The sequence below is a fragment of the Streptomyces sp. NPDC052396 genome (assembly GCF_044593195.1).
In the GTDB taxonomy this organism is placed as follows: Bacteria; Actinomycetota; Actinomycetes; order Streptomycetales; family Streptomycetaceae; genus Streptomyces.
In genome coordinates this window covers 135,643-149,582 of the sequence record NZ_JBIUAW010000013.1, presented here as the reverse complement: position 1 = coordinate 149,582, position 13,940 = coordinate 135,643, and the positions used below count along the sequence as shown (strand labels likewise).

The window sequence follows — 13,940 nt, the reverse complement described above, 5'->3', positions numbered from 1 at the left end:
CCTCGTTGAACCCGCTGGGTAGTGTGACCAGCCGACGGGTGGCGGGGAAGACCACCGCCTGTCCGCGCTCTCAATCAGCAGTCGGAGTGTCCCGGACCGGGCGGCCATTCTCCGCACCCGGTCCTCCCGGACCGCCCAACATTCTTAAGGAAACCAGTATGGCGATTCAGCGGATGGACAACGTCGGCATCGTCGTCGAGGACATGGATGCCGCCATCGCGTTCTTCGTAGAACTCGGCATGGAGCTGGAGGGCAGGGCCGAGGTCGAGGGCCTCTTCGCCGACCAGTGCACCGGACTCAACGGCGTCCGCTGCGACATCGCGATGCTCCGGACCCCGGATGGCCACAGCCGACTCGAACTGTCGAAGTATCACAGCCCCGCGGCGATGAGCGCCGGGCCGCGCAACCGGCCGCACAACATCCTGGGAACGCACCGCGTCATGTTCGCCGTCGACGACATCGAGGACACCGTCGCCCGCCTGCGCCCTCACGGCGCCGAACTCGTCGGCGAGCTGGCACAGTACGAGGATAGCTACCGGCTCTGCTACGTCCGTGGTCCCGAGGGCATCATCGTCGGACTGGCCGAGCAGCTCAGCTGAAGGCCGGCGAGGGGGCCGGTGCACCCTCCTCCGCCGCTTTTGCCGACCGAGAGCCCTGTGCCACCCAAACTTGTGACATAGCAGATAGAGGCGATGTCGTTGCCGACGAACGCCTGGCCCGCGTTGCACTGGGCATCGGGACACTGGCGGATCACATCGTTGGTAATGACGCCGCCCTTGTGCCCGACAGTGTTGCAGTCCTGGCTGGAACGGGCGGCGCGGTTGCGGCGTCCGGCTTGCAGGCCGGGCGGCGCGACCACGGCCTCGCAAGGCGACGACGGGCCGGACTCCGGCCGGGGTGAGCGGCGCCGGGTCCGCAGGCGGCGCCGCGCGCGGCCGAACAGCGCTGCCAGCCGCTGTCGTTTGTGCTCATGCCCGAACAGGCCGGGGACAGCCCGCAGTTCATCCCCATCCTGCGGAACGTCAAGGTGCGCGGCCGTTGGGGCGGCCGCGCACCGGGCCCGACGCGGTGGCAGGCAGAGCCACACTCCTGCACGCTGCCCATAACCAGCTTCTGAAGCCGAGCGGGACTGTCCAGCCGCTATGCCAACGCCTTTGGCCGCTGCCGGACAGCGATGTCCGCAGTTGCCAGGCACCGGCAGGTCCGGGCTGTCCCGCCAACGGTGGGCGAAGCCGTCAGAGCGTGCCGTAGAGGTTGCACTGCGTCCAGTCCGAGGGCTGCGAGGGCGGTACGTCGCAGTAGCCGACGCGGTATTCCTGGTTGTCCACCTGGAGGCCCTGGATGGTCAGCTCCCCCTTCCACCACCAACCGGGCACCGGAGTATTGTCGTTGGGGGTGGCGATCCAGCCGGTGCAGGCCTCTTCGTCGGCCTGGTTGCGACCGCAGATCCTTATCTGGTCGGACCAGCGGGTCGACACGCTCACCTGCTGGCCTCTCTCGCCGGCGGTGGCCGTTCCGGCGCCGGTCAGAATGCCGGCAGCGGCCAGGCCCAGGCCCGCGGCGGCCACAGTGATGCGCTTGAAACGAAGCAAGGAAACCCCTTGGGTCAGCGACACAAAGCCGCTCTCGGTCTTTATGTTGGAGTCCGGGACGGCCCCCGGCGGCAGGCACCCAGGTGTGATGCCTCCGGCTCGGGGCCGGCGCATTAAAACATGGCCTCGTCGAGGTTATTCCAGTCGCATCCCGCTGTTGTGATGTCCTGCGTCCGGGTATCGGGGCGGGTTATGCACTGGCCGGTCGCGCGGTTCCTGAGGTGGAAGTTACCGTCCTTCCAGTCCTCATACCACTGCTCGTACCAATTGACAGGGCCGGAGCAGGGCTCAAGGTAGACCTGGCCCTGCTTAAAGGCGGTCAGGCACTTACCGTCGTCGCCGATTGTCTTCATCGCCCAGGCGCCGTCAGGCGAGTCCAGGTTGCTGTTGTCCTCATGCCATGTGACGTACCAGCCGGCTTGTCCTGGCCGGCTGAGTGAGTGGTCATAGTGGCAGGGGGCCTGTATGGCAACCACCCTCTCCAAGGCATCATGGCCGAGACAATCGTTGCTGCCCCTCATCGCCCAGTAGACATCATCGTCCTGCGCATAGGCGCTACTTGCGACGCCCAGCGACAGGCAGAGGGCCGCCGCGGCGGTCATTGCCGTACGTGCGAACTTCATTCCAGAACGCTCCATTGAAGACGAAGATTTCTCGACCAAATTTCGATCGCACACACAGAAACATCACCCTCTTGAGATGCCCCCCCGGGTGCGCTGGGCCAAAACGTAGCGCACCGCTTTCACCGCAACCGGTGTCGTACTGCACAGTGACGGCGGGGTCCCGGTGTCACAGTGCACAGCGAGCCACAGCACCGCTGCTCAGCGAGCGCGCAAACGGTCCGCGAGGCCCCTGGGCGAGCTCTGCTGGTGCGCTCGCGTCAGCGGATGGCATGGTCGGGATGGGCCTGGTCGTAGGCGTCTCGCGCTTCGGTGATGACGTCACGGTGGGCCAGCGACCAGTCGGCGAGCGCCTTGACCAGGTGGGTCAGGCCGGCCCCGGTCTCGGTCAGGCGGTAGTCGACCTGGGCCGGGACGGTCGGGTACACGGTGCGCAGTACCAGGCCGTCGCGTTCGAGTCTGCGCACGGTGAGGGTGAGCATGCGCTGGGAGATGCCGTCGATGGCGCGTTGCAGTTCGCGGAACCGGCGTGGCCCGTTGGCGAGTTCGACTATCACGAGGACCGACCATTTGTCGCCGATGCGGTCCAGGACATCGCGTATACCGCAGTCGGGGTGGTCCGCGCGTCCGCAGGGATCGAGTTCGGCGGGGGTGGTTACTCCGGTGTGCGTGAGTGACATCAAACTGCCTTCTTGTGGCCGGTGGGCGTGAGATCAAGGATCAAGCGTAGTTACCGATGAGAACCACGACGGAAGACTGCGACTGACATGATCTTGGTAACCGGAGCGAATGGAAACCTCGGCTCGGCCACCCTTGCGACGCTGCGCGCCCGGGGCGTCGACGCGATGGGCGGCAGCCGCACGCCGGGGGAGGGAATGCGGCGGCTCGACTTCGACGACCGGCTGAGCCTCGATCTCGCCGGGGTGTCGACCCTGGTGCTGATCTCCGCCGGTTATGCCGAGGACGACCGGGTGGTCGGACGGCATGCAGCGATCCTGGACGCCGCCGTCCGTAATGGCGTCCGTCACCTCGTCTATACGAGCCTGACCACTGCCGGCGACCATCTCGGTTTCGCGCTCGCGCACCGTGCCACCGAACGCCTGGTGCGGGCCGGCGGGTTGCCCTGGACCATCCTGCGCAACGGCCTGTACGCCGAACTCTTCGGCGGCCTGCTGATGTGGTCCGGAGACGGAGACGGTGTGGAGTCCGCGTTCGGGGAGGGCGCCCTGGCGGCGGTCGCGCGGGAGGATCTCGCCGATGCCGCGGCGATCGTGGCGGCGAATCCGGCAGGGCATCGCGGCCGGGTTTACGACCTCGTCGGCACCCCGATCACGGCGGGTCAGGTGGCCGGCCGGCTCGGGGTCCCGCACCGCACCATCGGCCTGGGCGAGTACCGGCACAGGCTCCTCCACCGGACGCCGGGACTCCTGCCGTTCCAACCGCCCATGCTCGCCTCGATCGCCACGGGCATCCGGCACGGTTTCCTGGACGGCACCGCCCCCGACCTCACCGGCCTGCTCGGCCGCCCGGCCCGCGACCCGCTGGCCACGGCTGCCGCGGCCGCCTCCGCCACCCGACCGGAAGCGGGCGTTCAGCAGCGGTGACGCGCTGAGCGGTGAGGGCGGGAGCGCCGGATCGGCGCGGAGCGGGAGCCTCTCCCGTCTTCGCATCCCTAACTACTCGGACCAGCGGAAGATACGACCGACGTTATTCACCGTTGACGCATGGAGGCCACCCCTCAGCGCCACCGCACCACCGTGGGCAACGACAGGAACCCTCGCGCCTCCGCCGCCGTCACCCGCTCCGCGGCGGACTCGTCCACCTCGTAGTCCGCGACCAGTCCGGCCATCGCGCCCAATGCCACCCTTGCCTCCAGGCGGGCCAGCCGGGCGCCCAGGCAGCGGTGCCGGCCGGCGCCGAAGGAGACCTTGTCCGGTGACTTGCGGGACAGGTCATAGCGGTGCGGGTCGGGGAAGGCCGCCGGGTCCCGGTTGGCGGAGCCGGGGAGCAGCAGGATGCGGGCGCCCGCCGGCACGGCCACCCCATGCAGCACGGTGTCCTCGACCAGCGTGCGGGCGGCGAAGCGGTTGGGCGGGTCGAACCGCAGGGTTTCCTCCACCCAGCCCTCGATGTCCCCGTCCAGGGCCCGCCGCCGCTGGGCGGGGTGGCGCGAGGCCCAGTACCAGGCGTTGCCCAGCAGCTGGATCACCGTGTCATTGCCGGCCGCGGCCAGGGTGTTGAGGAAGGCGACGATCTCCTCACCGGTGACCCGCTGCTCCCCGGGCGCCGGCGCCAGCAGATGGGAGACCAGGTCCTCGCAGGGCCGGTGGCGGCGGCGCCGCACCAACTCGTCGAAGTAGGCGATCAGTTCCAGGGTGGCCTCGATGGCCCGTACCGGGGCGTCATGGGCGCCGGGGTCCCGGCGTACCTGGGCGTCCGCGAGGGCCTGCAGACGGGCGTGGTCCCGCTCCTCGACTCCCATCAGCAGGCACAGCACCCGCATCGGAAGACGGTCGGCGAAGTCCCGTATGAAGTCGAAGGAGTTGAGGGAGCCGGCGGAGTCGCGGCCGCGCAGCTCCTGGAGCAGGGAGTGCACCAGGGTGTGCACGGCGGGTTGCAGCCGGGCGATGCCGCGGCTGCCGAAGAAGCCGGTGACGGCCCGGCGGACCCTGGTGTGCATGGGCGGGTCCATGGCCAGCAGGGAGGCGTACTTATGGGCATTGGGGCCCCAGCTCACCGGTTCGATGCTGTTGCCGTTGGCGCTGGAGTACCGTGCCTCGTCCACCCAGGCCCGGACCACATCGGCATGCCGGGAGAGGGCCCAGAAGTCCCGTTCCTCATTGCGGTATACCGGGGCGTGCGCCCGGAGTAGGGCATAGAAGGGATAGGGGTCCTCCGTCACCCGTGGGTCGTAGGGGTCGAAGTGCACCTCTTCGGCGGTCTCCACAACTCTCCCTCCAGACAGGGTATTTACCGTTTGTGACACCGTTCCCCCGCTCCGGGCGCTCTGCTACGGTCGCACAATGCCGGAGAAACGTACGCTCGTTCTTCAGGGCCGTACCGCGCTGGTCACCGGCGGTTCCCGGGGCATCGGGCGCTCGGTGGTGCGGCGGCTGACGGCCGACGGTGCCGCCGTGGCCTTCGGCTATGTACGCAGCGAGGATGCCGCCCGGCTGCTGGCCGAGGAGGTGGCCGCCGAGGGCGGTCAGGCCCATGCCATTGCCGCTGATCTCACCCAACTCGCGGGCGTCAGACGGGTTTTCGACGAGGCGGAGCAGCGGCTCGGCGGTGTGGACATCCTGGTGAACAACGCGGGCGAGAGCCTGGTCGCGGCCATCGCCGACACCTCGGAGGAGGATTTCGACCGGGTCATGGCAGTCAATGCCAAGGCCGCGTTCTTCCTCATCCAGGAGGCGGCGCGGCGACTGCGCCGGGACGGCAGGATCATCAATGTCTCCTCGGTCAACACCGTGCTGCACGCCCCCGGGATCGCCGTCTATGCGGCGGCCAAGGCGGCGGTGGAGCAGTTCACCCTGGTGGCGGCCCGTGAACTCGGGGTCCGGGGGATCACGGTCAACACCGTCTCCCCGGGGCCGGTGGACACCGATATGCTGCGCGCCGCCCAGTCGGCGGAGGCGCTCGACAGGGCGGCGGCGATGACGCCGCTGCGCCGCATCGGCCGTCCCGAGGACATCGCCGATGTGATCGCCTTTCTGGCCGGGCCGGACGCGCGCTGGGTGAACGGCCAGAATCTGCGTGCCACCGGCGGACTGGGGTGAGGTGACCGTGACCGTACCGCGCGATACGGGCCGCCGGCTGGACGGGCGGGTGGCCATCGTCACCGGCGCGGCCCGTGGCATCGGGGCGGCCACCGCGGCCCGGCTGGCCGCCCTGGGTGCCTCGGTGGCGGTGCTGGATATGGCCCCGGCGGAGTCCGTGGTGGAGCGGATCGCCCGGGCCGGCGGCACCGCGCTGACGGTACGGGCCGATGTCAGCCGGGAGGAGGAGGTGCGGCGGGCGGTGGCGGAGGTGGCCGAGCGGCTGGGCGCCCCGGCGGTCCTGGTCAACAATGCGGGGGTCGTCCGTGACCGGCCGCTCGGTGAACTCACCCGGGATGACTGGGATGTTGTGCTGGACGTCAATCTGCGGGGCGCCTTTCTGCTGTGCCAGGCCGTCCGCCCGTATATGACGGACCTGGGCTGGGGCCGGATCGTCAATGTCTCCAGCACCTCGGCCGACGGCAGCCGGGACCAGGCCAACTACTCCTCGGCCAAGGCGGGGGTACGGGGCCTGACCCGGACCCTGGCCATTGAGCTGGGCCCGGACGGGATCACCGTGAACGCCGTCGCCCCGGGGTACATCGTCAGCGAGATGACGGCGGCCACGGCGGCCCGGCTGGGCGTGGACTTCCAGGATTTCCAGCGGCTGGTGGCCGAGCAGACCCCGGTGCGCCGGGTGGGGACCCCGGAGGATGTCGCCCATGCCATCGCGTTCCTGGCCGGTGAGGGGGCGGGGTTTATCACCGGCACCGTGCTTCAGGTGACCGGCGGCACCGTCCGCTGAGCCCGGGGCCACCGGGACAAGGGCCGCCGGGCCGGGGGACGCCGGTCCCGGGGCCATGGTCAGCCGACCGCCGCGGGCCTCAGCGGCGTCCACTCGGGGAGCATCTGGCGCAAGTGCAGGGTCATCCCCTGGCAGTAGGAGAGGTTGTCCTCCAGGGGGCGGTGGCGCAGATATGCGAGCTTGCGGTGGGGCGGGTGGCGCAGCACGACCGGCCCGTCCACCGGCTGCCCGGAGAGGTCGAGTTCGGCCAGCAGGGCGGTGGCGGCCTCGGGGGCGGTCACCCGGAAGCTTGCCCGGCCCTGGGGTGCCACGGTGATCTGCTCAAAGGGGTAGTCGGGCAGTACCGGGTCCTCGCGGTAGATGTACGGCCGGGCCAGCAGGTCGAGTTCAAAAGTGGCGCGGGCGCGGTCGTCGCGCCAGAAGTCCTGGCTGCGGACGAACTCGGCCAGCAGCCGGTCGAATTCGGCCCGCCGGAAGTGCAGGATCTCATGGGCCAGCCGGCCTGCGTTGAGCAGGTAGTAGTTGCCCAGTCCGGCCACCGATTCGGCTAGGAAGGAGCAGATCTCCGAGTCCTGGGTACGGGACTTGAAGAACTCCACGGCGGCGGTGAACAGGTCGCCAAATGCCAACTGACCTGTGCGGTCAAGGTGGTTGGCGAGGAAGTACAGACCCCTGAGGTTGTAGAGGGCCTGCACCGCGTAGTACAGCCATACACCCTGGTGGTACTCCTCCTCGGTGACCCAGTTGGTACCGACCACCACCTCCGCCTCCGCCACCTCGTCCGGCACCCGGCGCACCTGGATGCCCAGCGCCTCGCGGTTCTCACAGATCGGGGTGTTGTGCAGCAGCAGCTGCGGATAGACCAGGATGGTGTCGGCCCTGGACCGGCACAGCTCGGTCATCCCGTCCTTGAAGGTGGTGGTGGACTCGCCGGGCAGCGGCCAGATCATCTCGATATAGGAGCTGATCTTTTCTTCGCGCAGAGTGCGCTGGAGTGCCGTATAGGTTTCCGCGCGGATATTGCTCCGGTCGATCAGCCGCAGCACCTCGGTGTCCATGGACTGCAGGGAGATGGGCTGGCTGGTGAGCAGTCCGCCGTTCACCAGGATTCTGGTGATCTCGGCGACGCGGTCGGGTTTGTTCTTGGCCGCGTTCATGGAGACCATCATGGGATAGCCGGTGCGTTTGCCGCAGTCCACCATGTGCCGGGTGAACTCCACATCCCGGGGCGCCATTCCCCAGTTGGCATCGGCCAGGAAGATCGTGGTGAACTCGTTCTCGCTCATCCAGGTGATGTCGTCCAGTACGCGCTGGGTTTCGAACCGGTTCACCTTGGAGTTGGTGGCCGCGCCCCAGAAGCAGAATCCGCAGTTGTAGGGGCAGCCCCGGTTGGACTCCAGGATGGCGAAGGTGTACTTCCCCTTCTCGAAATAGCCGGCGGTGAAGGGGGAGGGAATCTCGGTGAGGTCCTTGATGCGCTCCGGCTTCGGGGTGCTGATCAGTTCGCCGTCACGCCAGAAGCTGACGCCGGGCACCTTGGTGAAGTCCGGTTCATCGGTGAGAAGTTCTCTGAGGTAGTGGTGGAAGGTGCGCTCGCCCTCCCCGTCGCAGACCAGGATGTTCTCCTGGTCCGGCCGCACATAGCCGCGTGCCTGGTGCATGACCTGCGGGCCGCCCAGGATGAACCGGGCGTCCGGGAACCTGCCGTGCAGCCGGTCGACCACCCAGCGGACCAGTTCCATGTTCCAGACGTAGCAGCTCAGGGCGTAGACATCGCTTTGCCTGTTGGTCAGTTCGGCGAGTACGGCATGCCGGTCCTCGGTCACCGGCGCGTCATAGATGTCCAGCTGGAAACCGGCGGATATCTCCGGGTCCTTGGTGGCGTAACTCTTCAGGTAGGCGGTGGCGAGCGGTATTATCCGGCTGAATGCGGTGAGTTCGACCAAGGTGACGGTCTTCATCCCCTGCGACTCCCCCAGCGGCTGATGGCACCGCACCCCCGGGCAAGGGGCCGACACCGGCGAACGGGCAGACGTTCGCCAAAGGATGCACCGCCGCGCACCCCGTTGTGAAGGGCCTTGCGGGCAACGGTACTTGGGTGGCGCATTGAGCCTTGGCCATGGCATGGTGGCCCCCGGCTGTCGGTTCGTCACAGACGGAAAGCGAGGCCAAGAGTGAGCGGAGGACCCTGCCCGGCGTCAACGCTCCATCGCATGGTCCGGATCCCCTCACCGAGCGGTTCGGAAAGGGAGTTGGCCGAGTTCCTGGTTTCGGTGGCCGGCCAACTGGGCCTGACCGCACGGCTGGACGCGGCCGGCAATCTGGTGGCCGAGACCGGCCCCCCGGATGCCCCGCTCATCCTGTTGCTCGGGCATCTGGACACGGTGCCGGGCCAATTGCCGGTGCGCCTGGCCGACGGTGTGCTGTACGGCCGGGGCGCGGTGGACGCCAAGGGGCCGCTGGCCGCCCTGCTGTGGGCCGCCGCCCGCACCCCGTGCCCGCACGCCCGGATCAGGGTGGTGGGTGCGGTCGGTGAGGAGGGCACCTCGCCCGGCGCCCGTCATCTGCTGCGCGGGGAGCGGCCGGACGCGGTGGTGATCGGCGAACCCAGCGGCCTGGACAGCGTGGTGCTGGGCTACAAGGGGGTGCTGCGGTGCCTGCTGGAGGTGTCCCGGCCCGCCGCCCACTCCAGCCGGCCCGAGCCCAAGGCCGTTGAGGTCGCGGTGGAGTTCGCCCATGATGTGCTGGCCCACCTGGCTTCCCGGGCCTCGGGCGGCCGTGCCTTTGAGCGGCCCATCGCCACCGTCACCTCCCTGGCGGGCGATGCCACCCGGGCCCGGGTGGAACTCGCCTGCCGCACACCGGTGGGCTTCGACGGTGCCGCGCTGCGGGCCTGGCTCGCCGAGCGGGCCGGGGACGACACCCTCACCGTGACCGAGGACGTGCCGGCCGTGCGCTCGCCGCGTACCGACCCGGTGGTGGCCGCGCTGTCGGAATCCATCCGCCGCCAGGTGCGGCCGCCCCGGGCCAAGGTCAAGCTGGGCACCTCCGATATGAATGTGGTCGGGCCGGTGTGGTCGGTGCCCATCGCCGCCTACGGTCCGGGGGACTCCCGGCTGGATCACACCGATGAGGAGCATCTGGTCCTGGCCGACTTCCTGAAGTCCATCGATGTCCTGTCCCACGCCCTGCACCTGCTCGCCCAGGCCCTGGGGCGGGACGCGGCCCGGTCGGCGGTGTACGCGTGCTGAGCTCGGACCGGCCGCTGGCCGTCCTGCTGTCGCGGCTGCGCACCGAGGAGAAGCTGCTGCTGGCGGAGCTGGAGCGCCGGCATATCCGCTGTGCGGTACTGGACACCCGCAGCACGGTCTTCCGCCCGGACGGGCCCGCCGCACCCTACCGGGGAGCGCTGGCCAGGGAGGTGTCCCACCATCGGGCCCACTATGCCGCGCGGCTGCTGGAGCACTCCGGGGTGCCGGTGGTCAACAGCGCGGGGACGATCGCCCTCTGCGGGGACAAACTGCTGACCACCCTGGCGCTGCGGGCGGCCGGCGTGCCCACCCCGCGCATCCTGGTGGGGCTGACCCCGCAGGCGGTGCTGAGCGAACTGCCGCGCTTCGGCCTGCCGGTGGTGGTCAAGCCACTGGTCGGTTCCTGGGGGCGGCTGGCGGCCCGGCTGACCGATGCGGACACCGCCGAGGCGGTGCTGGAGCACCGGGCGGCGCTGCCCGGCGCCCAGCAGCGGATCACCTATGTCCAGGAGTATGTGGACAAGCCCGGCCGGGACATCAGGGGGCTGGTCGCCGGACAGGAGATCCTGGGCGCGGTGTACCGGTCCGCCGGGCACTGGCGCACCAACACCGCCCGGGACGCGGTGACTTCACCCTGTCCGGTCGACGACCGGCTGGCCGGTGTGCTGCGGGACGCGGCCGCCGCGCTGGGGCCCGGGGTGTACGGCATCGATGTGGTGGAGGATGCCGACGGCGGGCTGTATGTCATCGAGGCCAACCACACGCCCGAGTTCCATGGCGCCGCCGAGGTCCTCGGCCTGAAGCTGGTCGCCGGCTATGTCGACTATGTACTCGAAAGGCTGGCGAAGTGAGCGGCAGACTGGCCATGTTCGGCGGCAGCCGTGCGGTGGTCCTCGATGACGGCGACCGCGCCCGGCTGGCCTGGCCGGTGGTCACCGAGGCCGAACGGTCGGCGGTGCTGGCGGTGCTGGACCGGGGAGGTTTCACCTCGGTGGGCTCCGGCGGCGCGGTGGTGCGCCGGCTGGAGTCCGGCTGGGCCGAGTTCACCGGAACCCGGCACTGCGCCGCCGTCGCCAGCGGCACCGCCGCGCTGGAACTCGCGCTGGCTGCCGCTGACTTGGAGCCCGGGGCGCAGATCGTGGTGCCGGCGCTGTCATTCGTCGCCAGTGCCTTCGCACCCTTGCGGCAGCGGGTCGAACCGGTCTTCGCCGACATCGGCCCGCGGACCTTCACCCTGGACCCGGCCGCGGCCGCGGCCGCGATCACTCCGCGCACCCGGGCCCTGATGGCCGTCCATCTGCACGGACTGCCTTGCGAGATGGACGAGCTGCGGGAACTGGCCGCCCGGCATGAGCTGTTGCTGGTGGAGGACGCCGCCCAGGCGCATGCCGCCGGCTACCGGGGGCGGCAGGCCGGCGCCCTGGGCGATATCGCCGCGTTCAGCCTCAATGTCTCCAAGAACCTGCCCACCGCCGGTGAGGGCGGGCTGGTCACCACGGATGACGCGGCCCTCCACGACCGGGTGGTGCTGCACCGGCAGTTCGGTGAGCGCATTCCGGACCGGGGGCCGCGCGGCTATGTCTCGGAGGTGGTCGCGGGCAACGCCAAGCTCGGCGCCCTCCAGGCCGCCTTCACCCTGGGGCAGCTGGCCGCGCTGCCGGAACGGGCGGCTGGGCGGGACCGCAACATACGGGCGCTGCTGTCCCAACTCAGCGAATTGCCCGGGCTGTTGTCGCCACAGACAGGCGAGGACCGCCGGCACGCCTGGCATATGCTGCGGTTCCGCTTCGACGTCGGTGCCATGGGCCACCCCGAGGTCGCCCCGGGGGCCATGCGGGCGGTGCTGGAGCGCGCGCTGCGGGCCGAGGGCGTACCGGTGCGCCGCTACCAGTGCCTGCCGCTGCCCGCCCAGCCGGCCCTGGCCGGCCGCGAGGGCTACCGCACGGGCCGGTATCCGGTCACCGAGGCGGTGCTGGAGGACTCCCTGACCCTGCAGGGCTGGCACCTCAACCCGGCGGGCGGGCAGGTGCTGTTGCGCTGTGCCGAGGCGTTCCACAAGGTGTGGGGCCAGCTGGACCTGCTGGCCTCGCTGGCCCGGCAGGAGGTGGCATGAGCGACGGCGACGGCGACCTGGCAGCCCGCGCCCACCGGGCCAGGGAGACGATTCTGCGGATCGGCGCCACCGAGCACGGCACCCATGTCGGCGGCAGCCTGTCCGTGGTGGACATCCTCACCGTGCTCTACGCCCGGGTGCTGCGCGTCCGTCCCGCCGAGCCGCACTGGCCCGACCGGGACCGGCTGGTGCTCAGCAAGGGGCATGCCAGCGCGGCGCTGTACGCGGTCCTGTCCCAGCATGGCTTCTTCCCACCGGAGGAGTGCCTGAGCTACGGACAGTCCGGTGGCCGGCTGGCCGGGCATCCGCTGGCCCGGCTGCCCGGGGTGGACTTCGCCACCGGTTCCCTGGGGCATGGGCTGTCCCTGGCGGCGGGGGTGGCACTGGGCGCGCGCCGCACCGGGCGGCCCAGCCGGGCCTTCGCGGTGCTGGGCGACGGGGAGTTGCAGGAGGGCTCCAACTGGGAGGCGGTGATGTCCTCGCCCCGGTTCGGCCTGGACAACCTGATCGCCGTGGTGGACCGCAACGGCTGGCAGATCTCCGGCCGGACCGAGGAGTGTGTGCCGCTGGAGCCGCTGGCCGGGCGGTGGCGCGCCTTCGGCTGGGAGTGTGCGGAGGTCGACGGGCACGACCTGCCGGCCCTGTGCCAGGTCTTCGCCTCGCTGCCCCTGGCGCCGGACCGGCCCAGCGTGGTCATCGCCCGGACCGTCAAGGGCCGTGGGGTGTCCTTCTTCGAGGACCGCGGCAAGAGCCACTATGTGAAGCTCACCCCCCGGTTGTACGAGCGGGCGCTGGCCTCGCTGCGCGGCGGACCAGGACGCGCACCGTGAACTGGGCGGAACTGCATGCGGGAAGCACCCGGGAGACCTACCGCCGGGTCCTGCTGGAACTGGCCCGCGCCGATGAACGGATCGTCTGTGTCGACTCGGACACCGGCGGGCTGGCGGACACCTTCGGGGCCGAACTGCCCCTGCGGTACATCAATGTCGGCATCGCCGAGGCCCATCTACTGAGCCTGTCCGCCGGACTCGCCTCCACGGGCCTGATTCCGTTCGCCAACACCATGAGCGCCTTCGCCACCGCACGCGCCGCCGAGCAGCTCAGAAACGATGTGGCCGCGGCCGGCCTGTCGGTACGGATCGTGGGCAGCCATGGCGGCCTGTCGGCCGGCCACTACGGCCCGACCCACCATGCGCCGGCGGATCTGGCCGTGCTGCGGACCATGCCGAACCTGACGGTGCTGGTCCCGGCGGACACCGTGGAAACCGCATACGCCGTGCGCGCCTCCGTCCAGCTGCCGGGACCGGTGTTCATCCGGCTGGGCCGGTCGCCCACCCCGCTGGTGTACCGCGAGCCCTATCCCTTCACGGTGGGCCGCGCCGTGGAGCTGGCGGCCGGGAACGAGGTGACACTGATCGCCACCGGCCCGCTGCCGGTCGGCCTGGCGCTGGCCGCCCGCACCTCGCTGTCCCGCCAGGGGATTTCGGCCCGCGTGCTGAATATGCACACCATAAGTCCGCTGGACGAGGCGGCCGTGCTGCGCGCCGCCCGGGAGACGGCCGGCATCGTCACCGTGGAGGACCATCTGGTGGCCGGCGGGCTGGGCGGCGCGGTGTGCGAGGCGGTGTGCGCCGCCGCACCATGCCCGGTGGCCCGGATGGGTGCGGCCACCGCCCATATGGACCAAGTAGGCGATGAGAGCGAGTTGTTGGCGCTGGCCGGAATCACCGAGGAACGGATCGTCCAGGCGGCCGTCCGGCTCGTCTCCCCCGAGAACCGGCGTGCGGACCAACGGAGTTGA

The 13,940-nt window shown here is 70.1% G+C and carries 14 protein-coding genes; 9 read left to right on the top strand and 5 right to left on the bottom strand.

Annotated features, from left to right (window positions below):
- Positions 1–158 precede the first annotated feature (158 nt).
- Positions 159–599 (top strand): VOC family protein, encoded by a 441-nt coding sequence (locus ACIHFE_RS28905; protein ID WP_400111138.1) that lies wholly within the window; start codon positions 159–161, stop codon positions 597–599.
- A gap of 636 nt (positions 600–1,235) precedes the next feature.
- Here ACIHFE_RS28905 and ACIHFE_RS28900 read toward each other — a convergent pair.
- The 3 genes from ACIHFE_RS28900 to ACIHFE_RS28890 form a co-directional block, all read right to left on the bottom strand.
- Positions 1,236–1,592 (bottom strand): hypothetical protein, encoded by a 357-nt coding sequence (locus tag ACIHFE_RS28900; RefSeq protein WP_400111137.1) that lies wholly within the window; start codon positions 1,590–1,592, stop codon positions 1,236–1,238.
- A gap of 113 nt (positions 1,593–1,705) precedes the next feature.
- Entirely contained in the window at positions 1,706–2,215 is a 510-nt protein-coding gene (locus ACIHFE_RS28895; RefSeq protein WP_400111136.1) for a hypothetical protein, read from the bottom strand.
- 257 nt (positions 2,216–2,472) lie between these two features.
- The gene (locus ACIHFE_RS28890) at positions 2,473–2,892 is read right to left on the bottom strand and encodes a winged helix-turn-helix transcriptional regulator (protein ID WP_400111134.1); all 420 of its coding nucleotides are present in this window, start codon (positions 2,890–2,892) and stop codon (positions 2,473–2,475) included.
- An 87-nt stretch (positions 2,893–2,979) separates the two neighbouring features.
- Here ACIHFE_RS28890 and ACIHFE_RS28885 point away from each other — a divergent pair, with 87 nt between their 5' ends.
- Positions 2,980–3,816: an NAD(P)H-binding protein gene (locus ACIHFE_RS28885; protein ID WP_400111133.1), complete on the top strand. Its 837-nt coding sequence runs from the start codon at positions 2,980–2,982 to the stop codon at positions 3,814–3,816.
- A 134-nt stretch (positions 3,817–3,950) separates the two neighbouring features.
- On the opposite strand, the gene ACIHFE_RS28880 is transcribed toward ACIHFE_RS28885, so the two are convergent.
- Positions 3,951–5,159 (bottom strand): cytochrome P450, encoded by a 1,209-nt coding sequence (locus tag ACIHFE_RS28880; protein ID WP_400111131.1) that lies wholly within the window; start codon positions 5,157–5,159, stop codon positions 3,951–3,953.
- 76 nt (positions 5,160–5,235) lie between these two features.
- On the opposite strand from ACIHFE_RS28880, the gene ACIHFE_RS28875 reads away from it, so the two are divergent.
- The gene (locus ACIHFE_RS28875; RefSeq protein WP_400111130.1) at positions 5,236–5,991 is read left to right on the top strand and encodes an SDR family oxidoreductase; all 756 of its coding nucleotides are present in this window, start codon (positions 5,236–5,238) and stop codon (positions 5,989–5,991) included.
- 37 nt (positions 5,992–6,028) lie between these two features.
- Entirely contained in the window at positions 6,029–6,775 is a 747-nt protein-coding gene (locus ACIHFE_RS28870) for an SDR family NAD(P)-dependent oxidoreductase (protein ID WP_400111183.1), read from the top strand.
- Positions 6,776–6,834: 59 nt separating this feature from the next.
- On the opposite strand, the gene ACIHFE_RS28865 is transcribed toward ACIHFE_RS28870, so the two are convergent.
- Complete coding sequence (locus ACIHFE_RS28865; RefSeq protein WP_400111128.1) at positions 6,835–8,736, bottom strand: cobalamin-dependent protein; 1,902 nt, start codon at positions 8,734–8,736, stop codon at positions 6,835–6,837.
- A 252-nt stretch (positions 8,737–8,988) separates the two neighbouring features.
- Here ACIHFE_RS28865 and ACIHFE_RS28860 point away from each other — a divergent pair, with 252 nt between their 5' ends.
- The 5 genes from ACIHFE_RS28860 to ACIHFE_RS28840 are packed head-to-tail and all read left to right on the top strand — an operon-like array spanning position 8,989 to position 13,940.
- On the top strand, positions 8,989–10,026 hold the full coding sequence (locus ACIHFE_RS28860; protein WP_400111126.1) for a M20/M25/M40 family metallo-hydrolase: 1,038 nt from the start codon (positions 8,989–8,991) through the stop codon (positions 10,024–10,026).
- Complete coding sequence (locus ACIHFE_RS28855; RefSeq protein ID WP_400111125.1) at positions 10,020–10,877, top strand: RimK family alpha-L-glutamate ligase; 858 nt, start codon at positions 10,020–10,022, stop codon at positions 10,875–10,877. The genes ACIHFE_RS28860 and ACIHFE_RS28855 overlap by 7 nt, the downstream gene beginning before the upstream one ends.
- Entirely contained in the window at positions 10,874–12,139 is a 1,266-nt protein-coding gene (locus ACIHFE_RS28850; protein WP_400111123.1) for a DegT/DnrJ/EryC1/StrS family aminotransferase, read from the top strand. Before ACIHFE_RS28855 ends, ACIHFE_RS28850 begins: the two co-directional genes overlap by 4 nt.
- A complete protein-coding gene (locus tag ACIHFE_RS28845) occupies positions 12,136–12,969 on the top strand; it encodes a transketolase (RefSeq protein ID WP_400111121.1) in 834 nt (277 codons plus the stop codon). The genes ACIHFE_RS28850 and ACIHFE_RS28845 overlap by 4 nt, the downstream gene beginning before the upstream one ends.
- Positions 12,966–13,940, top strand: a complete 975-nt coding sequence (locus tag ACIHFE_RS28840; protein WP_400111119.1) for a transketolase family protein — start codon at positions 12,966–12,968, stop codon at positions 13,938–13,940. Before ACIHFE_RS28845 ends, ACIHFE_RS28840 begins: the two co-directional genes overlap by 4 nt.